This is a genomic window from Amycolatopsis sp. PS_44_ISF1 (assembly GCF_032335455.1).
Classification (GTDB): domain Bacteria; phylum Actinomycetota; class Actinomycetes; order Mycobacteriales; family Pseudonocardiaceae; genus Amycolatopsis.
On sequence record NZ_JANUXO010000001.1, the window covers coordinates 1,125,558 to 1,146,642 of the forward strand.

Below are 21,085 nucleotides of genomic sequence, written 5' to 3' on the forward strand. Positions count from 1 at the left end.
GCTCCTAGTGTTCCTCGCGCGGGCGGGCGTCCCACGCCTTGACCAAGGTAGAGAGGTCGTCGGGCAGGCCGTCGTCCGGGAGGTCGCCCTTGCCCTTCACCCACGGGGTGAGGGCTTCGACGGTGGCCTCGTCCAGACCGCGCCGCGACAGGCCCACCAGGTTGACCCCGCTGGCCCGTGCCGGGTTGCCCACGGTGATGGTGAACGCGCCCACCTCGCGGCGGACCGCCGAGCCCATGCCGACCATCGCGCCGGGACCGATGCGGGCGCCCTGGTGCACCACCGTGCCCATGCCGAGGTTCGCGTGCGACCACACGTGGGTGTGCCCGCCGAGCAGCACGTTGCAGGCCAGCGTGACGTGGTCGCCCACCACCGCGTCGTGCCCGATGTGGCTGCCGCGCAGCAGGTAGCAGTCGTCACCGAGGGTGCTGGCGCGCCAGGTGCCCTGGTGCACGCCGGCGTACTCGCGGATGCGGTTGCGGCTGCCGATCACCACGCCGTGGCCGTCCAGCGCGGGGTCGCCCGTGGGGGCGTCCTCCCACGCGACCGGGTGCGGGCCGCCGCGGTCCTCGCCCGGGGTGCCGATGGTCACGTGCGGGCCGATCCAGTTGCCGTCGCCGATCCGGACCGGGCCGACGATCACGGTGTACGGGCCGATCACGTTGCCCCCGCCGAGTTCCACGCCCTCGCCGAGGACGGCGGTGGGGTGGATGCGGTTGGGCGCCGAGCCGTCGGCCTGGGCGTGGGACACAGTGGTGATCCGTTCGGTCGCTGTTGGTCGAGCACTACTGGTCGAGCGCGGTTGGTCGAGCCGGGCGTCCCGCGAGACAGGGGGGAACGGCCTGCGGTCGGGCAGGCGACGACGCCCGGTAACGTGTGGCCCGCGTTCACGCAGGGTGGCCGGACGCAGAACCGGCGGCTCACTGTACCGGACGCGCCGAAATCACCTGCCGGGAGAGACTGCCGATGATCCCCATTACCGTGGTCGACGTCCGTGACGCGGAGGACCTCGTCGTCGAGGTTCTGCGGTCCGGCGCCATCGCGCAGGGGCCGATGGTCGAACGCTTCGAAGGAGCTTTCGCGCCCATCGCCGGCACGAAGCACGCCGTCGCCGTGAACAACGGCACCACCGCGCTGGTCGCGTCGCTGCAGGCGCTGGACTTGGAGGCGGGGGACGAGGTGATCACCTCGCCGTTCACGTTCGTCGCCACCCTGAACGCGATTCTGGAAGCCGGCGCCACCGTGCGGTTCGCCGACATCCGCCGCGACGACTTCGCCCTCGACCCGGACGCGGTGGCGGCCGCCGTCACGGACCGGACCAAGGTGCTCATGCCCGTGCACCTCTACGGCCAGACCGCGGACATGGGCAAGCTCGCCCCGCTCGCGGCCGAGCGGGGGCTGGAGATCATCGAGGACTCGGCCCAGTCCGTCGGCGCCTCGTTCGAGGGCCGCGCCGCCGGCTCGTACGGCATCGGCTGCTTCTCGCTGTACGCGACGAAGAACGTGACCACCGCCGAGGGTGGGGTGATCACCACCGACGACGACGAGCTGGCCGACAAGCTGCGCGTGCTGCGCAACCAGGGCATGCGCGCCCGCTACCAGTACGAAGTGGCCGGGCACAACTACCGGATGACCGACCTGCACGCGGCCGTCGGCATCCCGCAGCTGGAGAAGCTCGACCAGCTGACCGCGGCCCGCCAGGCGAACGCGAAGCGGCTTTCGGAGGGCCTCGCGGGCACGCCGGGCCTCGACATCCCGCGGGTGCTGCCGGGCCGCGAGCACGTGTGGCACCAGTACACCGTGCTGATCGGCCCGCACGCCATGCTCTCGCGCGACGAGCTCGCCTCGGCGTTGACCGCGCACGGCATCGGCAACGGCGTGTACTACCCGAAGATCGTCTTCGACTACGAGTGCTACCGGGGCCACCCGCTGATCCCGGACGCGAAGGTCGAGGACTACCCGGTGGCCGGCGCGGTCGCCGCCCAGGCGCTGTCCCTGCCGGTCCACCCCCACCTGACCGAGTCCGATGTGGACCAGATCGTCGAGACGGTTCGCGAGGCGCTCGGCGCATGACCCACCGCATCGCCCTGATCGGGACGGGCGCCATGGGCACGCTGCACGCGCGGGTGCTCTCCGCCAACGACCGCGCGAAGCTGGTCCGGGTGATCGACCCGCGCGAGGAGGCCGGCCGCGCCGTCGCCGCGCGGTTCGAAACCGAGTGGACGCCGGAGATCGGCTCACTGTCCGATGTGGACGCGGTGGTGCTGGCCTCGGCCACCGAGGTGCACTACGAGCTGGCGCAGGAGATCCTGGGGCAGGGCAAGCCGCTGCTGATCGAGAAGCCGGTGTGCAACAGCCTGGAGCTCTCGGACGAGATCGTGGCCCTGTCGGCGAAGCAGGACGTGCCGCTGATGTGCGGACTGCTGGAGCGGTACAACCCCGCGGTGATGACCGCGCGAGCGCTGATCAGCGAGCCGATCCACCTGATGGCCCGCCGCCACGGCCCGTACGCCCCGCGGATCAAGACCGGGGTAGCCTGGGACCTGCTGGTGCACGACGTCGACCTGGCCATCCAGTTCTTCGGCGGGGCGACGCCCACGCGGGTCACCTCCGGCGCCGGCTACTTCCACCCGCAGTCGGTGGCGGGCGCGGAGGACGCCATCGAGACGGTGCTGTCCTTCCCGACCGGGCTGGCCACCGTTTCGGCCTCGCGGCTGGGCCAGCGCAAGGTGCGCTCGCTCGTCGTGTCCGAACTGGACCGGTTGATCGAGGTCGACCTGCTGCGCCGCGACGTGACGATCTACCGGCACGTCTCGCACGATTCGGTCACCCCGGACGGCCTCGGCTACCGGCAGCAGACCGTGATCGAGATCCCCGAGCTGATCACCGGGCGCGAACCGCTGGCCAGCCAGCTGGAGCGGTTCCTGGACCTGCTCGAGGGCGAGATCGACGCCGACGCCGAACGGGACCTGATCCTGCCCTCGCACCAGGTGGTGGCGGAGGTCCTGACCCAGGCCGCGACCTGATCGCCCGGTGCGGCGGGGGCGGCTACGGCCGCTGCGCGCGTCCCGCGACCAGCGCGTCCAGGTCGATGGTGAGCGCGGTACCGCCGAAGTCCAGCTCGACCTTCCCGGAGAACTCGCCGAAGTTCTCGTAATCGCCGTCGACCAGGCGGTGGGTGATCAGGCTGACCGGTGCGTCGAGATCCAGGATCCAGTAGTGCTCGATGCCCGCGTCCGCGTACTCGAAGAGCTTCGTGACCCGGTCGGTCCGCTTGGTGCCCTCGGAGAGAACCTCGACCACCAGCGAAACGTCGGCCACGTCCACTCGGGCCGGGTTGGTCTCGGCGACCGCTGCCGTCGTCACGACGACATCCGGCACCCGGACGGTCAGCGGTACCTCACTGACCACGACTTCCACGTCGGCGCCCGCGCTCAGGCTCGGTGGCAGCTGCTCTTCGAGCCAGTAGGTCAGGCGCACGAGCGAGCGCTGGTGGAACCATACCGGCCGTGGTGACACTGCGAGAACCCCTTCGACGACCTCTACGTGGAACTCCGCGGTTTCCGGAAGCTCCGCCCAGTCGTCGAGTGTGAGGAGGTGGTGAGGCCAGTCGAGGGCACTCATGACGTTTCTCCTTCACGTTCAGTGACGGGCACCAGTCTCCCATGTTACCCAGAGCGCACGCCAGCCCCCGTGGTCAGCCCCCGAAGTCCCCCGGAGGCGAGCCCCAGCCCGAGGGGTCGTCGGAAAGGGCGCGGCGGCGGGTGTTCTCCGCGCGGACGCGCTCCACTTCGGACTGGATGTACTCCTCGTCGTAGCGCTGGAAGACGCGGGCCGGGTTGCCGGCGACCAGGCTGCGGGCCGGGACGTCCTTGGCCACCACCGAGTTCGGCTGCACGGTGGCGAAGTCGCCGATGCTCACCCCGGCCATGATCACCACCAGGCCGCCGATGAAGCAGCCCTTGCCGATCTTCACCGGCTTGCGCTCGATCAGGTCGCTGCCCGAGTGGTTCTGCAGCGTCATGTTCGCCAGCCAGCTGGAGTGGGTGAAGATCAGCGTGTTCAGCCCGATGCTGGTGTGCTCGCCGATCTCCAGGCCGCCGCTGGCGTCGAGGACCGCGCCCTCGCCGATCCAGCAGTGCTCGCCGATCTTCAGGTTCTCCCGGCTGACGATCTTGGCCCGCTCGCGGATCCGGGTCGACTCCGGCAGGCCGTAGAACGCGGCCCGCTCGGAGTCGTTCAGGTACTGCGAGACGACCTCGGTGAGGATCTGCGGGCGCAGCCGGGCGCTGCGCTCGTCGTCAAAGAACATCTTCGTCCGCCACCAGTTTCGAGAACACCCGCAGGTGCTCTTCGGCCACCACGTCCAGCCCGAAGTTCGCCCGCACCATGGCGCTCGCGCGCGCCGCGACCGCCGCGCGGGCCTCGGGGTCGTCCAGCAGGCCGATCACGGTCTCCGCCACCGCGTCCGGGTCGTCCGGGCGCACCAGCAGGATGTTCTCGCCGTTGCGCAGCTCGATGCCCGGGTAGTTGTCCTCGGTGACCGAGGCGATGGTGGCGGTGCCGGACAGCATGGCCTCCAGCGAGGCCGTGCCGCAGCCGCCGTTGAGGTCGTGCGTCACGATGTCCGCGGCCGCGAAGTAGGCGGGCACGTCCTCCTTCGGCACGGCGCCGGTGATGATCAGCCGATCGGCCACGCCCAGTTCTCCGGCTCGCTTCAGGAACGCGTCGTGGTACACCCGCCCCACCACGGCCACCTGCACGTCCGGGTGCTTCGCGGTGATCGCCGGCAGCGCCTCGATCAGCGGCAGCCGGTTGCGCAGCGGGATCACGTGCCCGAGCGAGACGATCAGCGGGGCCGGCCCGACCCCGAGCTCCGCACGCACGTCCTTGGTCACCGGCCGGGCGAAGTGCTCGGTGTCGACGGCGATCGGGAAGTACTCGGAGTTCTCGTCGCTGGTCCCGTACCGCTCGACGCAGTAGTCGACCCCCAGCTTGTCCAGGATGACGTAGCGCGGCCGGATGTAGCGCAGCACCGGGTTGACCAGCAGCGCGTCCAGCAGCCGGAACACGCCGCCGTACACCTTGTTGTCGCTGATCAGCAGGGTGTGGATGGTCAGCAGCACGGGCAGGCCGCGGCGGCGGGCGTAGAGCCCGGCCATCCAGGACAGGTCGAAGAACTGGCCGTGCAGGTGGATCGCGTCCGGCTGGAACTCGTCGAGCAGCCGGAACAGCTTCCGCCAGTTGCCCGGCCGCACCGACGCGAAGCTCAGGTCGAAGTCGATCGACAGGCCCAGCTGCGGCATCTTCACGGCCGGCATCCGGACCACGCGGTAGCCGTCGACCCGCTCGTCGGCCCGCGCCTCGCCGTAGGCCGCCGTGACGGCCAGCACCTCGTGCCCGGCCGCCACGAACTCCGCGGCCAGCGAGGCCGACATGTGCGCACTCCCGCCCACCCGGGGCGGGAAGAAGTTGTTGATCACCGCGATGCGCAACGAACGACCTCGGCCCGGCCCCGCGGTCGCGCTCACGCCGAGTCCCTCACCAAGGCCCGCATGCCCTCTTCGACGGTGATCCGCGGCTCCCAGCCGAGCACCTCGCGGGCCCGGGTGATGTCCGCGGCCCGGCGCGAAACCAGTACCTCGCGCTCGTTGAACTGCGGCTCCACGTCGACTCCGACGGCCTCGATCAGGATCTTCGCCAGCGTCGCCACGGAGGTGTCGACGCCCGTGCCGATGTTGATCGGGAGGTTGCCCCGCTCCGATTCGAGCGCGGCCACGACCGAGCGCGCCAGGTCCGTGACGTGCACGAAGTCCATCGACTGGTCCCCGCGGCCGTCGATCACCGGCGGCCGGCCGGCGCGCAGGCGCTGGATGAAGTGGTTGATCACCGAGGTGTAGTACGCCTCGATGCGCTGGCCGGGGCCGTAGACGTTGAAGAAGCGCAGCGCGTTCCAGGACAGGCCCTTGGTGCGCTGGTAGAAGCCGAGCAGGTCCTCGCCGGCGCGCTTGGTGATGCAGTACGGCGTGAGCGGGCGCAGCAGGTCGTCCTCGTGCATCGGCAGCCGCTCCGGCTCGCCGTAGACCGAGGCGGTGGAGGCGAACACGAGGCGCTGGACGCCCTCGTCCGCGGCCGCGGCGAACACGTTGTGGTTGCCGGTCATGTTGATGTCGATCGACTCGTGCGGGTCGGCGATCGACTTGTTGATCGACACCGTGGCGAAGTGGACCACGTGGGTGCAGCCGCGCATGGCCTCGCGCACCGCGCCGCCGTAGCGGACGTCCTTCTCCACCAGCTCGACCTGGCCGGTGGCCACGAACTTCTCGACGCGGCCGCGGTCGCCGCGGGTCATGTTGTCGAAGATCCGGACCGTGTAGCCGCCGTCCAGCAGCATCGGGATGACGTGCGCGGCGATGAACCCGCCGCCTCCGGTGAAGAACACCTTCTTGTCGGACATGGTCGCGGTCTCTCCTCGTTCGGCGGTGTCTTCGGGGTTCACGAAAGGGCCCGCACGGCTTCGCGCACCGTGGTCACGACGCGGTCGACCTCGGCGTCGGTCAGCTCGGCGTGCATGGGGACGGCCAGCTGGCGCCGGAAGGCGTCGGCGGACACCGGCAGCGGCGCCTGCTCGCCGTACACCGGCTGCAGGTGGGAGGCGTACGTGCCGAAGTTGCACTGCACGCCCTGCTCGCGCAGGCGCAGGGCCAGCGCGTCCCGGCTGAGCTCCGGCGCGACCGTGAGCAGGTAGGCCTGCCACGGGTGCTCGCGGTCGGGCAGCTCCACCGGGACGGTCAGCGCGTCGACCTCGGCGAACGCCTCGTGGTAGCGCCTGGCCACGGACCGGCGGGCGGCCAGCAGTCCGGGCAGGCGGTCGAGCTGCACGCCCATGATCGCGGCCTGGATGTCCGAGAGCCGGAAGTTGTAGCCCAGCTCGTGGAACTCGGGGATGGGCAGCGTGCCCGAGCCCTCGCGGCTGATCGCGGGCTCGATGCCGTAGGTGTGCAGCTTGCGGGCGGGGCCGATCAGGTCTTCGCGGTTCGAGACCAGCGCGCCGCCCTCGCCCGCGGTGATGCCCTTGCGGCCGTGGAAGGAGAACGCGGCGAGGTCGGCGAGGCTGCCGGCCGGGCGCGTGCGGTAGGTGGCCCCGGACGAGCAGGCAGCGTCTTCGAACAGCCAGAGGCCGTGCTTCTCGGTGATGGCCCGGTACTCGTCGAAATCGCCGGGCTGGCCGGCCACGTCGACGGCGAGGACGCCGACCGTGCGCGGGGTGATCAGCGCTTCGACGGCGGCCGGGTCGGCGCTCCAGATGTCCGGGCGGACGTCGGCGAACACCGGCTTCGCGCCGGCCTGCAGCACCGCGTGGCCGGTCGCGGGGAACGTGTAGTCCCCGACGATCACCTCGTCGCCGGGCCGGACGCCGAGCACCTTGAGCCCGAGGAACAGGGCCGAGCCGCAGTTGCTGGTGCTCAGCGCGTGCGCGGTGCCGGTGAGCTGGGCGAACCGCTCCTCGAACCGGCGGCAGGCGGGTCCGGCGCCGGCGAGCCAGCCGGAGCGGAAGACCTCGGCCACCGCCGCGAGCTCCGCTTCACCCACCGTGGGCCTGCCGAGCAGCACCGGTTCCTGGACGTCAGACATACCTCTCCCATTACGGGGGCCGTGAAGTGCATCGATGGTGACTTCCCGTAGCGGAAGGTGACGCACTACAGCAAGGGGAACCGCCCGTTGGCTCGCGGACCAAAGTAACGCGCCGGCTTCCGGACGGTTTGACCAGGTCGGTCCGGCCGCCCGGCCTAGGCTTGCGGCCATGCGGATCGGGGTGCTGGGAGCGGTCACGGCCTGGGGGCCGCCGGGCGCCGCGATCGGCGTCGGCGGACCGCGCGCACGGGCTCTGCTGGCTCTGCTGGCTCTGCTCGCGGTGGACGCGGGCCGGTTCGTGGCCGCCGGGCGGCTGATCGACGGTGTGTACGGCGAAGACCCGCCGGAAGGCGCGGCCAACGCGCTTCAGTCGCAGGTTTCGCGGCTGCGCGGGGCGCTGAAGGGCGTCGCTCCGGTCGAGTTCACCTCGGCCGGCTACCGGCTCGCGGTGGATCCCGAGGAAGTCGACGTCCACCGGTTCGAGCGGCTGGCCGGGGAGGGGCGGCGCGAGCTGGCCGCTGGTGACGCCGCCCGCGCGAGTGAGCTGCTCGGTGAAGCGCTCGCGCTGTGGCGTGGGCCGGCATTCGCCGACGTCAGCGAAGCGCCCTTCGTGGCGACGCAAGCAACGCGTCTCGAAGAGCTGCGCGCGGATGTCGCCGCCGACCGGGTGGACGCCGAGATCACGCTCGGCCGAGCCGCCGGCGTGCTCGACGAGCTGCGCGCCACCGTCGCCGGGCAGCCGTTGCGCGAGCGACCGCGGGCCCAGCTCGTGCGAGCCCTCCAAGCGGACGGCCGGTCCGCGGAGGCGCTGGCCGCGTTCGAGGACGCTCGCCGGACGCTGGCCGACGAGCTCGGTGCCGATCCCGGACCCGAGCTGGCCGAGGCCCACCTGGCCGCGCTGCGGAGCGAGCCGGTGACCCCCGTTTCGGCGCTGCCCGCGCAGCTGACCAGCTTCGTCGGCCGCGACGGCGAGTTGCGGCAGGTCAGCGAGCTGCTGCGGCACGCGCGGCTGGTCACGCTGCTGGGGCCCGGCGGCACGGGCAAGACGCGGCTGGCGGTCGAGGTCGCGACGACCGCGGCGGGGCCGGTGGCGTTCGTGGCGCTGGCGCCGCACGTCGCGGGTGACGTGGTCCAGGCCGTGCTGAGCGCGCTGGGCCTGCGTGAAGGCGCGTCACCGTTGCGCGGCGCCCCCGGCCAGGACCCGGTGGACCGGCTGGTCGCGGCCCTGCGCGACCACGCCCCGCTGCTGGTGCTCGACAACTGCGAGCACGTGGTCGAGGCCGCCGCCCGGCTGCTTGCGCGGCTGCTGCCCGCGTGCCCGGGCCTGCGGGTGCTCGCGACCAGCCGGGAGCCGCTCGGCCTCACCGGGGAGCAACTGGCGCCCGTGCCCCGGCTCGCCGTGCCACCGCCGGGCACCCCGGCCGCGGCGGCGCTCGGCTACCCGGCCGTGCGGTTGTTCGCGGACCGGGCCGCGGCCAGCGATCCGGCGTTCCGCGTGGACGAGAGCACGATCGGCGACGTGCAGCACGTGTGCGCCGCGCTCGACGGCCTGCCGCTGGCGCTGGAGCTGGCCGCCGCGCGGGTCCGGACGCTGCCCGTGGGCGAGATCGCCGCGCGCCTCGACGACCGGTTCCGCCTGCTCGCCCGCGGCAGCCGGACGGCGGAGGCGCGGCACCGCTCGCTGCGCGGCGTCGTGGAGTGGAGCTGGGAGCTGCTGGACGACGACGAACGCCGCCTCGCGCGCCGGCTCACCGTGTTCCCCGGCGGGGCGACGCTGGCCGCGGCCGAGGAGGTGTGCGGGGTGCCCGACGTCGTCGGGCTGCTGCCGGGGCTGGCGGACAAATCACTGGTGGAGATCTCCGGCGACCGGTACCGGATGCTGGAGACGATCCGCGCGTTCTGCGCCGAGAAGCTCACCGGCGCGGGCGAAACCGGGCAGTTGCACCGGGCGCACGCGCTGGTGTTCCTGCGCCTGGCCGAGGAAGCGGACCCGAAGCTGCGCACGGCCGAGCAGCTGGACTGGCTGGAGCGGCTCGACGCCGAGTACGACAACCTCGTCGCCGCCTTGCGCTGGGCGACCGAGGAGGACCTGCCCACGGCGTTGCGGCTCGCGGCCGCGCTGGCGGCGTACTGGTGGATGCGGGGGCGCCGCCACGAGGGCGCCATGCTGTCGCTGGAGGTCGTGAAGCGTTGTGGGCCCGAGGCCGAGCCCACGGAGGAGTTCCTGATCTGCGTGCTGAACGCCAGCTCCGGCGGCCCCGGCCAGGAGGCGACGGCACCGTTTCAGTCCCTTGTGGAGGGTTGTGCGGCGGACCTGTCCTGGGCGCCGCGGCACCCGATGCTGAACCTGCTGCTGGGCGTGGTGGTCGGCCCGCCCGCCGACGATTCCGAGCTGTCCGTGCGCAGCCGCCTGATGGCCGACGGCGATCCGTGGACCAGCGCCCTGCTGCCGATGGGCCTCGGCCTGCGCTCGATGCTGATGGGCGAACTCGAAACGGCCGAGCGGAGCCTGCGCGAGGGCGAGACGCGGTACCGGTCGCTGGGCGAGCGATGGGGACTTTCGATGTCGCTCGACCACCTTTCGCAACTGCTCACCTGGCGCGGCCGGCACGAGGAGGCGCTGGCCGCGATGACCGAGTCGATGGGCCTGATGCGGCAACTGGGCGCCACCGACGACTACGCCGACCTGCTCTGCCGCCGTGCCGCCGGCCGTTCGCTGCGCGGTGACCTCGCCGGCGCCCGCGCGGACTACGAGCAGACGATCTCGCTCACCCGCCGCTCCGGTATGCCCGAAACCCGCGCCTCGGCGTACCTCGGCCTGTCCGGGCTGGCCCGCCGCACCGGCGACCTGGCCACGGCGCGCGCACTGGCCGACCGGGCGCTGGCGGAGTGCACCAGCGGCTCGTACGCCGTGGCCGCGACCCGGGCGGCGGCCACGATCGAGCTCGGCTGGATCGCCCTGGCGGCGGGAAACCCTCCCGCTGCCCGGACCTTGATGCGCTCGGCGGTGGCGTCGGCGAGCCAGTGGCGCGACAGCACGGTGCTGGCCGCGGCCCTGGAGGGGGTCGCCGGGGCGGCGGTCCAGGAGGACCGCCCGGAGGAGGCGGCCCTGCTGCTGGGCGCGGCGGTCGCGGTGCGCGGGACGGAGCTGGCCGGGCAGCCGGACGTCGCGCAGGTCACCGCCGCCGTGCGGGACCGGCTGGGGCCGGAGTTCGCGAGCAGGTACGCGGCCGGGCGGGAGTCGGACCCGCGGAAGGCGCTGGACGCGGCGGGGAACGAACCGGCACGGTGAATCGGCACGGTGAATCGGCGCCGCCGGGACCCCGGCGAAGGCGTTCGGTGCGCCTGGCCCGCCGCGCCCGCGGGCACACCGGCCGTCACCACGAACCCCTCGCGTAGCCTTTCCGACCGTGCGAAACGTCGTGGTGATCGGTGGAGGAATCGTCGGCCTGGCCGTGGCCTGGGAGCTGTCCCAGCGCGGGCAGGACGTCACCGTGCTCGAGAAGGAGGGCCACTGGGCGGCCCACCAGACCGGGCACAACTCCAACGTGGTGCACGCCGGCCTCTACTACCGGCCCGGCTCGTTCAAGGCGCGCATGTCCGTGGCCGGCAACCGGTCCATTGTAGACTTCGCCCGGCAGTACGGGGTGCCGGTCGAGGTCTGCGGCAAGCTCGTGGTGGCGACCGAGCCGGGTGAGCTGCCGGCGCTGGGCACCCTGGCCGAGCGCGCGGAAGCCAACGGCGTCCCGGCCAAGCAGATTTCGCCGGCCGAGGCCCGGGAGCACGAGCCCGAGGTGGCCTGCGTCGGCGCGCTGCGGGTGGAGTCGACCGGCATCATCGACTACGTCGCCGTCTGCGAAACACTCGTCCGGCTGCTCGACGAGGCCGACGCCGACCTGCGGCTGAACACCCCCGCGCTGGGCATCCGCCCCGGCCGCCACGGCGGGGTCGAGGTGGCCACCGGCACCGAGGTGCTGCACGCCGACGCGCTGGTCAACTGCGCCGGACTGCACTCCGACCGAGTGGCCGAGCTGGCCGGGCTCGAGCCCAGCGCCCGCATCGTGCCCTTCCGCGGCGAGTACTACGAGCTCAAGCCCGAGCGCCGCCACCTGGTGCGCGGACTGATCTACCCGGTGCCGGACCCGACGCTGCCGTTCCTCGGCGTGCACCTCACCCGGATGCTCGACGGCAGCGTGCACGCGGGGCCGAACGCCGTGCTCGCCCTGCGCCGCGAGGGCTACCGCTGGGCCGATGTCTCCCCGAAGGACCTCGCCGACGTGGCACGGTTCCCCGGCGCCTGGCGGCTCGCGAAGAAGTACGCGTACCCCACCGGGTTGGAGGAGGTGCTGCGCTCGTTCTCGAAGAAGCGCTTCGCCGCCGGCCTCGCTCGCCTGGTCCCCGCGGTCACCGAGCACGACATCGTCCGCCACGGCTCGGGCGTGCGCGCCCAGGCCCTGCGCCCCGACGGCTCGCTGGTCGACGATTTCCTGATCGAGACCGCCCGCGACCAGGTGCACGTGCTCAACGCCCCGTCCCCGGCGGCCACGAGCGCGCTCGAGATCGCCCGGCACATCGCGGACCGGATCGCCCCGTAGCGGCTCAGGCGGGCAGGTTCGCGGTGACCAGCGGAATGCCGGCCTTGACCGCGTCGCAGGAGTGGGCCGGGTCGTCCAGGTAGCCGCTGACGATCTCGACCGACGAGGTGTCGCCCAGCGCCAGCCCGGCCGCGCAGTTCACCCCGCCGGAGTCGTTGAAGTTGCCGAAGACCGACCACGTGCGCCCGCCGGCGTCGACCTGCGCGATCGGCGGCACGTCCATGCCCACCCACTTCGTCACGGGCACGTCGGGGCCGAGCCAGACCTCGAACGCCTTCTGGCCGCGGTCCCCGTCGGTGTCGTCCCAGAGGCAGTAGGTGACGTTGGCCGTGGGGCTCTGCGAGGTGTTCTTCCGGCCCGTGGACTGCATCTTCAGCTGCGCGGCCTGCTCGGGCTTGAGCAGCGTGCACGGGTCGAGCGTCGCGAGCGGCCCGCTCGGCTGGGCCGGGGACGAGGACACCGGCGGCGTGATCGGCGGCGCGGGCCGTCCGCCCGGCAGGTGCGCGGCGACCTGCGGAATGGTGAGCTTCGCCAGTTCGCAGGCCCGGTCCTCGTCCTTGAACGAGACGCTCACGAAGGCGTAGGACTTCGCACCGAGCGTGGTGTACAGATCGCAACTGCCGGGGATGAACGAGCCGTAGCGCGTCCAGTCGAGACCGCCCAGCTTCACCGGCGGGGCCTTGACGACGGCGCCCTGCAGGTAGTCCTCCAACGTCTGGCCGACGGCCCAGCCGACGTTCAGGATCACCGAGTCCTGGGTGTCGTCCTTGCTGTGCCACAAGCACATCGCGGGCGCGCGCTGGGCCTCGCTGGCGGGCACGCCGTGCCCGGGCACCTGGTACCCGAGCCCGTCGGCCTGCGGCTGGTCCAGCAGCCGGCACGGGTCCACCACCGGCTTGACCGGCCCCTGCCCCGGCACCGGCGCGGCCGTGCCCCCGACCGTCCCCGTGCACCCCGCGAGCAGCACGGCCGCGGCCGCGACCGCCAGCCCCGCGCGGACTCCGCTGAACCCCATCGCCGTTCCTCCCGTTCGGCCCGCACCCTACTGGGCCGAACGGCGGCGCACCGGGGATCGGCGGAAACGAACGGCCCGTGACAGATGACAGGGGGCGGCCCGGCGCCGCGGTGGTCTGGTGGAGGCAGGCCCGGATCCGAGGAGGAGATTCCTGTGCGAACAGTCCTGTCCCTGGCGCTCGCGGCGATGGCGGTGGTGTCGGCCACGGCCGGCGTGGCCGAAGCCGCCGCACCGGGGCCGCAAGCGCCGAGTCCACCGAGTCCACCGAGTCCACAGTGGGGCGCCTGCCCCGCCGACGTCACCAAACCCGGCCTCCAGTGCGCGACCGTCCAGGTCCCGCTCGACTACCGGCAGCCGGACGGGCGGAAGATCGCGGTCGCGATCTCCCGGCTGGCCAGCCAGAACCCGGAAAAACGCCGCGGCGTGCTGCTGGTCAACCAGGGCGGTCCGGGTGAGACCGGGCTGCAGTGGCCCGCCGACCTGCGCGACGGCCCGACCGGGACCGCGAAGCTGCCGCAGAGCGTGCTCGACTCCTACGACATCATCGGGTTCGACCCGCGCGGGGTCGGCCACAGCACCCCGGTGACCTGCAACCTGACCCCGGAGCAGCAGGTCAAGGGCAACATCCCGCCGTACGCGCGCAACGCGGCGGACGTGGTCAAGCAGTCCGGGGCGGCCCAGGCCATCGCCCGGCAGTGCGCGACCTCGTCGTCGGCCTGGATGCTGCCGTACGTGACCACGGCGAACACCGCCCGCGACATGGACCGGATCCGCGAAGCGCTGGGCGAGCCGAAGATCTCCTACGACGGCTACTCCTACGGCACCTACCTGGGCGCGGTCTACACCACGCTGTTCCCCCAGCGCAGCGACCGGATCATCCTGGACAGCAGCCTCGGCCCGGGCGGGCTGGACTACGACGCCCTGCGCCGGTTCGGCCCCGGCTTCCAGCAGCGGTTCCCCGATTTCGCCAAGTACGCCGCCGCGCAGCCCGGCCACCCGCTCGGCTCCACGCCGGCCCAGGTGACCGCGAAGTTCAACCAGCTCGCCGAGCTGTACGACCGCAACCCGGTGCCCGGACTGGACGGCGCGGCCTTCCGCCTGGTCAGCTTGAGCCTGCTGTACAACGACAAGGCCTTCCCCAGGATGGTCAACTTCCTGGTGGGGGTCGACCCGAGCCAGCCCCCGTCGGCTCAGGCCCCGAAGAGCGCCGCGCCGGAGCAGACGGGTGACGCGCCGGCCGCGGGCAACGACAACATCATCTCCAGCTACTTCTACGTGACCTGCGGTGATTCGAGCTGGCCGACCTCGTTGCCGGGCTACCAGCTCAACGTCGCCGTCGACCGGGCGCTCTACCCCATGTTCGGCGCGGCCGGGTCCAACGTCGGGACCTGCGCGTACTGGCCGTCGAAGCCGGTCGAGCCGAAGGTGCGGATCACCGGCCGCGGCCCGACGGACGTCCTGATGATGCAGAACCTGCGTGATCCGGCCACCCCGCTGGCCGGCGCCCTGCAGACCCGCGTGGCTTTCGGCAACCGGGCCCGCATGGTCACCGTCGACGGCGGCGGGCACGGGGTCTACCTGGTCGGGCAGCCCAACACCTGCGCAAGCGACGCCGTGACCGGCTACCTCGTCGAGGGGCGACTTCCGGTCCACGACAAGTTCTGCGCGGCCCAGTAGGAGGGGGACCCGGAACGCTCCCGTGGTCCACGGGAGCGTTCCGGGGTTTCGCTCAACGCTTCTTCACCGGCTCCAGCACCTCGCGCCCGCCGACGAACGGGCGCAGCGCCTCCGGCACCAGCACGGAGCCGTCGGCCTGCTGGTGGTTCTCCACGATCGCCACGATCCAGCGGGTGGTGGCGAGGGTGCCGTTCAGCGTGGCCGCGATCAGGGGCCGGCCGTTCTCCCCGCGGTAGCGCACGGACAGCCGGCGGGCCTGGAAGGTCGTGCAGTTCGAGGTCGAGGTCAGCTCGCGGTAGGTCTCCTGGGTCGGGACCCAGGCCTCGCAGTCGAACTTGCGGTGGGCCGAGGTGCCGAGGTCGCCGGTGGCCGTGTCGATCACCCGGTACGGCACGTCGATCTTGGCCAGCATCTGCTCCTCCCAGCCGAGCAGCCGGGCGTGCTCGGCCTCCGCGTCCTCCGGCCGGGTGTAGACGAACATCTCCACCTTGTCGAACTGGTGCACGCGGATGATGCCGCGGGTGTCCTTGCCGTACGAGCCGGCTTCGCGCCGGTAACAGGACGACCAGCCGGCGTAGCGGCGCGCGCCGTCGGCGAGGTCGAGGATCTCGTCGGAGTGGAAGCCCGCGAGCGGGACCTCCGAGGTGCCCACGAGGTAGAGGTCGTCGTCGCGCAGGCGGTAGACCTCCGACGCGTGCGCGCCGAGGAAACCGGTGCCGGCCATGATCTCCGGACGCACCAGCGAGGGCGTGATCATCGGCGTGAAGCCGTTTTCCAGCGCCTGCGCGATGGCCATGTTGAGCAGCCCGAGCTGTAGTTGCGCGCCGACGCCGGAGAGGAAGTAGAACCGCGAGCCGGACACCTTCGCGCCGCGCTCCATGTCGACCGCGCCCAAGCCCTCCATCAGCTCGAGGTGATCGCGCGGGGTGAAGTCGAACTTCCGCGGCTCGCCGACGGTCTTCAGCACCGCGAAGTCGTCTTCGCCGCCGACCGGAGCCTCCGGGTGCACCAGGTTCGCCACGGTGCGGAAGAGCAGGTCGAACTCCTCCGAAGCCTCGGTCTGCTCGACCTCGGCCGCCTTGACCTGCGCCGAGAGGTCCTTCGCCCGGGCCAGCAGCTCGGCCTTCTCCTCCGGCGGCGCCTTCGGCACCAGCTTGCTCAGCGACTTCTGCTCGGCCCGCAGCTTGTCGGCGTTCGCGATCGCGGAGCGGCGCCGGGAGTCGAGGTCGAGCAGCTTGTCGACCACCCCTTCGTCCTCCCCACGGGCACGCTGCGACGCGCGCACGCCTTCCGGGTCTTCACGCAGAGTCCTGGGATCAATCACGGGGATGAGGGTAGCCGCAGGCCGGTGACCGGTTCGACGCAGTTTCCCGTACAGACTGTGCGGGCCGCCGCGCACAAGCCGACAGTCTGATCGTTGTCGCCCGTTTCCCCGGCTCCCCATACTCGCCAGAGGCTGCAACGGAGGAGAACGCCATGACCGACGACCTGCTCGCGCGCCACCAGGCGGTACTGCCTTCGTGGATGTCGCTGTTCTACGAAGAGCCGCTCGAGATCGTGCACGCGCAGGACCGCCGGATCACCGATTCGAACGGCAAGACCTACCTCGACTTCTTCGCCGGCGTGCTGACCAACTCGATGGGCTACGACGTCGCGGAGATCGGCGACGCCGTGCGGAAGCAGCTCGACACCGGCGTGCTGCACACGTCCACGCTGTACCTGATCCGGTCCCAGGTGGAGCTGGCCGAGCGGATCGCGAAGCTCTCGGGCATCCCCGACGCCAAGGTGTTCTTCACCAGTTCCGGCAGCGAGGCCAACGACACCGCGCTGATGCTCGCCACGCAGTTCCGCCGCAGCAACCAGGTGCTGGCGATGCGCAACTCCTACCACGGCCGCTCGTTCGGCACCGTCGCGATCACCGGCAACCGCGGCTGGTCGGCCTCGGCCCTGAGCCCGGTCAAGGTCAGCTACGTGCACGGCGGCTACCGGTACCGCAGCCCGTTCCGGGACCTCTCCGACTCCGCCTACATCGACGCGTGCGTGGCCGATCTGGTCGACGTCCTGCAGATCGCCACCGCGGGTGACGTCGCTTGCCTGATCGCCGAGCCGATCCAGGGCGTCGGCGGGTTCAGCGTGCCGCCGGACGGGTTGTTCAAGGCCATGAAGGAGGTGCTGGACCCGGCCGGGATCCTGTTCGTCTCCGACGAGGTCCAGACCGGCTGGGGCCGCACCGGCGAGCACTTCTGGGGCATCCAGGCGCACGACGTGGTGCCGGACGTGATGACCTTCGCCAAGGGCCTCGGCAACGGGCTGGCGATCGGCGGCGTGGTCGCCCGCGGCGACGTGATGGACTGCTTCCGGGCCCAGTCGTTCTCCACCTTCGGCGGCAACCCGGTCTCGACGGCGGGCGCCACGGCGGTGCTGGACTACATCAGCGACCACGACGTGCAGGCCAACTGCGCCGCCCGCGGCACCCAGCTGCTGTCCGGTCTGCGTGCGGCGCCGAACCCGATCGTCGGCGACGTCCGCGGCAAGGGCCTGATGATCGGCGTCGAACTGGTCGAGCCGGGCACCACCACGCCCAGTGTGCGCGCGGCGGCGCGGATGCTGGAGGAGACCCGTGCCCGCGGCCTGCTGATCGGCAAGGGCGGCCTGCACGGCAACGTCCTGCGCCTGGGCCCGCCGATGACCCTCACCGAGGCCGAGGCCCAGGAGGGCCTGGACATCCTGGTCGACTCGCTGGCCGCCACCGGGGCCGCGCTCGCCTGAGGCGCTTTCAGCGCCGCACGAACCGCGCCACGTGCTCGGCCAGCTCCTCGCCCGCGTCCTCCTGCAGGAAGTGGCCCGCCCCGGTGATCGTCGGGTGGGACCGGCCCGCCGCGCCCGGCATCGAGCGCCGCAGGATCGGCGCCATCGCCCCGGTGATCGGGTCCGAGTCCGAGAACGCGCACAAGAACGGCACGTCCAGCTCGGTCAGCTTCCGCCAGGCCGCCCGGTTGGCCGCCGAAGCCGGGTCGTCCGGTCGGATCGGCACCAGCCCCGGCATCGCCCGGGGGCCGGCCTTGTACGTCTCGTCCGGGAACGGCGCGTCGTAGGCCGCCGTCACCTCGGCCGGCAGCTTCGTGCGGGTGCCGGACTGGATGAACCGGCCGGTGTCGAACACCCGCGCGCTCGCCGCGACGCGGCGGAACGAGTGCCAGACCTCCGGCAGGTCCGTGTCCCCGGTGGGCAGTCCGGTGTTGGCCGCGACGAAACCGGCGAACCGGCGCGGGTGCTCCGCCAGCAGGCGCAGGCCGATCAGCCCACCCCAGTCCTGGCCGAGCAGCGTGACCTCGCGGAGGTCCAGCGCCTCGAAGGCGAACGCGCGCATCCAGCCGACGTGCCGCGCGTAACTGTGGTCGGCGAGGTCGCCGGGCTTGTCCGAGCGGCCGAAGCCGACCAGGTCCGGCGCGATCGCGCGCAGTCCGGCGTCGGCCAGCACCGGCAGCACCTTGCGGTAGAGGAACGACCAGCTCGGCTCGCCGTGCAGCAGGAGCACCGGCGGCCCGTCGGCCGGGCCCGCCTCCACGTGGCCCACTCTGATCAGCCCGCCGTGCGGGTCGGCCAGCTCGGTGTAGCGCGGCTGATAGGCGAACTCGGGCAGGTCCGTGAACCGGTCTTCGGGCGTCCTGAGCAGTCGCACAGCTCCACGCTAGTGGGAGCCGGACGGCCCGGCCAGGCTCAGGAGATGCTGACCGCGACCACGAGACCGAGCCCGAGGTGCGCGGCCGCCACCACGATGCTCGCGGGCGCGAACACCTCGCTCTCGATGGTCGAGCCGACGTCGATCCGCGTGGCCCACTCCAGCAGCCGCACCGCGACCACCTGCACGACGATGCCGATCAGCCCGTAGACCAGCGAGGTGATCAGGCCCCCAGTGAGGTCGCTGGCCGAGTTGAAGATGGCCACCACCACGATGAACGCCATCGACAGCAGCCCGGACGAGGTCACGATCACCGCGTTCGGCAGCCCCCGCGTGACCAGCTGCGACAGCTTGCCCGGCGTGGTCCAGTCGATCGCGTAGAAGCCGGCGAACATCAGCAGCAGGCCGACGACGCCGTACAACAGGATCGCCCCGATCCCCCGCACGAGGTCGGAGCCGAACGTGTCGGACAGCGCAAGGGTCGTGGTCACAGGATCTCCCGGAAACGGTCGGAACGCTTCGTGCCGATCAGGCAGGCCACCCGATCACGCGGGGACCCTATCAATCCGATCGGCGTAAGGCGGACATATCGCGCACCGAAGCCGGGTGACGGGCCGGTGGGCGGTCAGCGCTGCCTCACGTCTCGGGGATGCGGTGCGGGACGAAGGCCGCACCGTCGTCGGTCACCAGTCCGCTGGTCTCGCGGATGCCCAGCCCGGCCGAGGCGTCGCCGACGATCCACGCGCCCAGCGCGGGCCGGTAGCCGTCGAACTCCGGCAGCGGGTCGAACGCCTGGTAGACGTAGCCCTCGGCGCCGTAGACGCCGTCGGTCTGCGTCTCGTACCCGGTGGCGACGATCTGCACGTTCGCGCCCTCACGGCCCAGCTTCGGCTTGCGCACGTACTCCGTGAGCAGGCCGGGGTCGTCGGCGAAGGCGGGCAGCAGGTTCGGGTGCCCGGGGTAGTTCTCCCACAGCACCGCCAGCAGCGTCTTGTTCGACAGCAGCATCTTCCACAGCGGCTCGACCCACAGCGTCTTCGGCATCGTCTCCACGGCGAAGCGGCCGAACTCCTCGTCGACCACCCACTCCCACGGGTAGAGCTTCACCACGGTGGACATCTGCGCCTCTTCGAGGTCCACGAAGCGCTTGAGCACCGGGTCCCAGCCGATCTCCTCGATCGACAGCCCCACGGTGTCCAGCCCGGCCTCGGCCGCGGTCTCCTGCAGGTACGCGGTGGTGACGTGGTCCTCACCGCTCGGATCGGCCGAGGACCAGGTGAAGTGCAGCTCCTTGGAGGGCAGCTTGTCCCCGATCTCGCGCCACCGGTCGACCAGCTTCTCGTGGATCGAGTTCCACTGGTCGTCGCCCTCGAACTTGTCGGTCTTCCAGTGCCACTGCAGCACCGAGGCCTCGAGCAGGGTGGTCGGGGTGTCCGCGTTGTACTCCAGCAGCTTGGCCGGCGACTTCCCGTCGTAACGCAGGTCGAAGCGGCCGTAGACGTGCGGGTCCTGGCGCTTCCACGATTCGGCGATGTGCGGCCAGACCCACTCCGGGATGCCGAACCGCCGGTAGCCCTCGGTGGTCACGACGTTGTCCACGGCCTCCAGGCACATGGAGTGCAGCAGCTCGACGTCGGCCTCCAGGGAGAGGACCTCGTCCATGTCGAAGACGTAGTGCACCGACTCGTCCCAGTACGGGCGGGCCTTGCCGGCCCCGTCCCGCGCCGGGCTGCCGTAGACCAGGCCCTGGTCCTCGACCGTCCGCTGCCAGTCCCGGCGCGGTTCACTTCGGTCCCGGTGCACCTACGAGCCCCCGCTCTTGCCGCTGTCGCCCGTGCCGCCGGACGTGCCGCTCTTGCCGCTGATGCCGAAGCCGCCGCGTTGCACGGTCTTGCCCGACTTGGTCGAGACGTTGGTGTTGCCCGAGGGCGCGCTGAACGAGCCGCCGGACACGCGCTGCCCGACCACCCCGGTGCCGCCGTAGTTGTAGCGGTACTGGGAGAAGCCCCCGCCGACGATCGGGATGAACATGAAGCCGTTGCTGTAGTGCCCGCCGTGCGAGGTGACGTAGTTCTCGTCGCACAGGTCGTCGTTCTGGACCACGACCCCGCTGGCGTCGGTGCAGACCGCGGTGGTCTCGCTCGGCTTGGCGACCGCGTAGAAGGTGGCCACCAGCCCGACCAGCCCGACGGTGACCCCGCTGCCGATCAGGATCTTGCGCTTGGTCGCGGCCTTGGACCCGGCGGCGCGCGCGGCGGCTTGCGCCTCCTGCTCCTCGCGCTCCTGGTCCGCGATGGCCTGTCGGCGGGCCCGCTGCTCGGCCAGCGAGGGTTCACGCGGCTGCGTGCTCCCGTCCTGGAACCGCATCGAGCCGCGCTGTGTCGTGCCACCGCCCGCCGGCTCCTGGGCCGGTCCTTCGGGCGGCTGCTGCCCTGCGTTGTCGTCCTGCGTCATCTGCGCTCCGTAATCCCCCGCACCGCG

General features: G+C 71.8%; 18 protein-coding genes. 6 read left to right on the forward strand and 12 right to left on the reverse strand.

Annotated features, from left to right (window positions below):
• Positions 1 to 4: 4 nt before the first annotated feature.
• Complete coding sequence (locus NYF13_RS05065) at positions 5 to 751, reverse strand: UDP-N-acetylglucosamine acyltransferase (RefSeq protein ID WP_315654468.1); 747 nt, start codon at positions 749 to 751, stop codon at positions 5 to 7.
• Between the two features lie 215 nt (positions 752 to 966).
• Here NYF13_RS05065 and NYF13_RS05070 point away from each other — a divergent pair, with 215 nt between their 5' ends.
• Together NYF13_RS05070 and NYF13_RS05075 are read left to right on the forward strand one after the other, a co-directional pair.
• A complete protein-coding gene (locus NYF13_RS05070) occupies positions 967 to 2,073 on the forward strand; it encodes a DegT/DnrJ/EryC1/StrS family aminotransferase (RefSeq protein ID WP_315654469.1) in 1,107 nt (368 codons plus the stop codon).
• Entirely contained in the window at positions 2,070 to 3,026 is a 957-nt protein-coding gene (locus NYF13_RS05075) for a Gfo/Idh/MocA family oxidoreductase (RefSeq protein WP_315654470.1), read from the forward strand. Before NYF13_RS05070 ends, NYF13_RS05075 begins: the two co-directional genes overlap by 4 nt.
• 22 nt (positions 3,027 to 3,048) lie before the next feature.
• On the opposite strand, the gene NYF13_RS05080 is transcribed toward NYF13_RS05075, so the two are convergent.
• The 5 genes from NYF13_RS05080 to NYF13_RS05100 form a co-directional block, all read right to left on the reverse strand.
• The gene (locus NYF13_RS05080) at positions 3,049 to 3,624 is read right to left on the reverse strand and encodes a Uma2 family endonuclease (RefSeq protein ID WP_315654471.1); all 576 of its coding nucleotides are present in this window, start codon (positions 3,622 to 3,624) and stop codon (positions 3,049 to 3,051) included.
• A gap of 73 nt (positions 3,625 to 3,697) precedes the next feature.
• Complete coding sequence (locus tag NYF13_RS05085; protein WP_315654473.1) at positions 3,698 to 4,312, reverse strand: acyltransferase; 615 nt, start codon at positions 4,310 to 4,312, stop codon at positions 3,698 to 3,700.
• Positions 4,302 to 5,495, reverse strand: a complete 1,194-nt coding sequence (locus NYF13_RS05090) for a glycosyltransferase family 4 protein (RefSeq protein ID WP_315657203.1) — start codon at positions 5,493 to 5,495, stop codon at positions 4,302 to 4,304. Before NYF13_RS05090 ends, NYF13_RS05085 begins: the two co-directional genes overlap by 11 nt.
• A 32-nt stretch (positions 5,496 to 5,527) precedes the next feature.
• Positions 5,528 to 6,457, reverse strand: coding sequence for an NAD-dependent epimerase/dehydratase family protein (locus tag NYF13_RS05095; RefSeq protein ID WP_315654474.1), 930 nt, complete (start codon positions 6,455 to 6,457; stop codon positions 5,528 to 5,530).
• Positions 6,458 to 6,495: 38 nt separating this feature from the next.
• The gene (locus NYF13_RS05100; protein ID WP_315654475.1) at positions 6,496 to 7,635 is read right to left on the reverse strand and encodes a DegT/DnrJ/EryC1/StrS family aminotransferase; all 1,140 of its coding nucleotides are present in this window, start codon (positions 7,633 to 7,635) and stop codon (positions 6,496 to 6,498) included.
• A 169-nt stretch (positions 7,636 to 7,804) separates the two neighbouring features.
• On the opposite strand from NYF13_RS05100, the gene NYF13_RS05105 reads away from it, so the two are divergent.
• Together NYF13_RS05105 and lhgO are read left to right on the forward strand one after the other, a co-directional pair.
• Positions 7,805 to 10,927 (forward strand): BTAD domain-containing putative transcriptional regulator, encoded by a 3,123-nt coding sequence (locus NYF13_RS05105; RefSeq protein ID WP_315654476.1) that lies wholly within the window; start codon positions 7,805 to 7,807, stop codon positions 10,925 to 10,927.
• A 118-nt stretch (positions 10,928 to 11,045) separates the two neighbouring features.
• Positions 11,046 to 12,230, forward strand: coding sequence for an L-2-hydroxyglutarate oxidase (gene lhgO, locus NYF13_RS05110; RefSeq protein ID WP_315654477.1), 1,185 nt, complete (start codon positions 11,046 to 11,048; stop codon positions 12,228 to 12,230).
• 4 nt (positions 12,231 to 12,234) lie between these two features.
• On the opposite strand, the gene NYF13_RS05115 is transcribed toward lhgO, so the two are convergent.
• Positions 12,235 to 13,245, reverse strand: a complete 1,011-nt coding sequence (locus NYF13_RS05115) for a DUF3558 family protein (RefSeq protein ID WP_315654478.1) — start codon at positions 13,243 to 13,245, stop codon at positions 12,235 to 12,237.
• Between the two features lie 153 nt (positions 13,246 to 13,398).
• On the opposite strand from NYF13_RS05115, the gene NYF13_RS05120 reads away from it, so the two are divergent.
• Entirely contained in the window at positions 13,399 to 14,922 is a 1,524-nt protein-coding gene (locus NYF13_RS05120; RefSeq protein WP_315654479.1) for an alpha/beta hydrolase, read from the forward strand.
• A 52-nt stretch (positions 14,923 to 14,974) separates the two neighbouring features.
• Here the strand turns inward: NYF13_RS05120 and serS are convergent, their stop codons facing one another.
• Positions 14,975 to 16,246, reverse strand: a complete 1,272-nt coding sequence (gene serS, locus NYF13_RS05125) for a serine--tRNA ligase (RefSeq protein WP_315654480.1) — start codon at positions 16,244 to 16,246, stop codon at positions 14,975 to 14,977.
• Positions 16,247 to 16,398: 152 nt separating this feature from the next.
• Here serS and NYF13_RS05130 point away from each other — a divergent pair, with 152 nt between their 5' ends.
• Positions 16,399 to 17,691, forward strand: coding sequence for an aspartate aminotransferase family protein (locus NYF13_RS05130; protein WP_315654481.1), 1,293 nt, complete (start codon positions 16,399 to 16,401; stop codon positions 17,689 to 17,691).
• Positions 17,692 to 17,698: 7 nt separating this feature from the next.
• Here NYF13_RS05130 and NYF13_RS05135 read toward each other — a convergent pair whose 3' ends face one another.
• The 4 genes from NYF13_RS05135 to NYF13_RS05150 all read right to left on the reverse strand — a co-directional run bounded on the left by NYF13_RS05135 (position 17,699) and on the right by NYF13_RS05150 (position 21,058).
• Complete coding sequence (locus NYF13_RS05135) at positions 17,699 to 18,604, reverse strand: haloalkane dehalogenase (protein ID WP_315654482.1); 906 nt, start codon at positions 18,602 to 18,604, stop codon at positions 17,699 to 17,701.
• Positions 18,605 to 18,642: 38 nt separating this feature from the next.
• Positions 18,643 to 19,095, reverse strand: a complete 453-nt coding sequence (locus NYF13_RS05140; RefSeq protein ID WP_315654483.1) for a DUF350 domain-containing protein — start codon at positions 19,093 to 19,095, stop codon at positions 18,643 to 18,645.
• Positions 19,096 to 19,240: 145 nt separating this feature from the next.
• Complete coding sequence (locus NYF13_RS05145; protein WP_315654484.1) at positions 19,241 to 20,407, reverse strand: glutathionylspermidine synthase family protein; 1,167 nt, start codon at positions 20,405 to 20,407, stop codon at positions 19,241 to 19,243.
• Positions 20,408 to 21,058: a hypothetical protein gene (locus NYF13_RS05150; RefSeq protein ID WP_396286576.1), complete on the reverse strand. Its 651-nt coding sequence runs from the start codon at positions 21,056 to 21,058 to the stop codon at positions 20,408 to 20,410.
• Between the last annotated feature and the right edge of the window lie 27 nt (positions 21,059 to 21,085).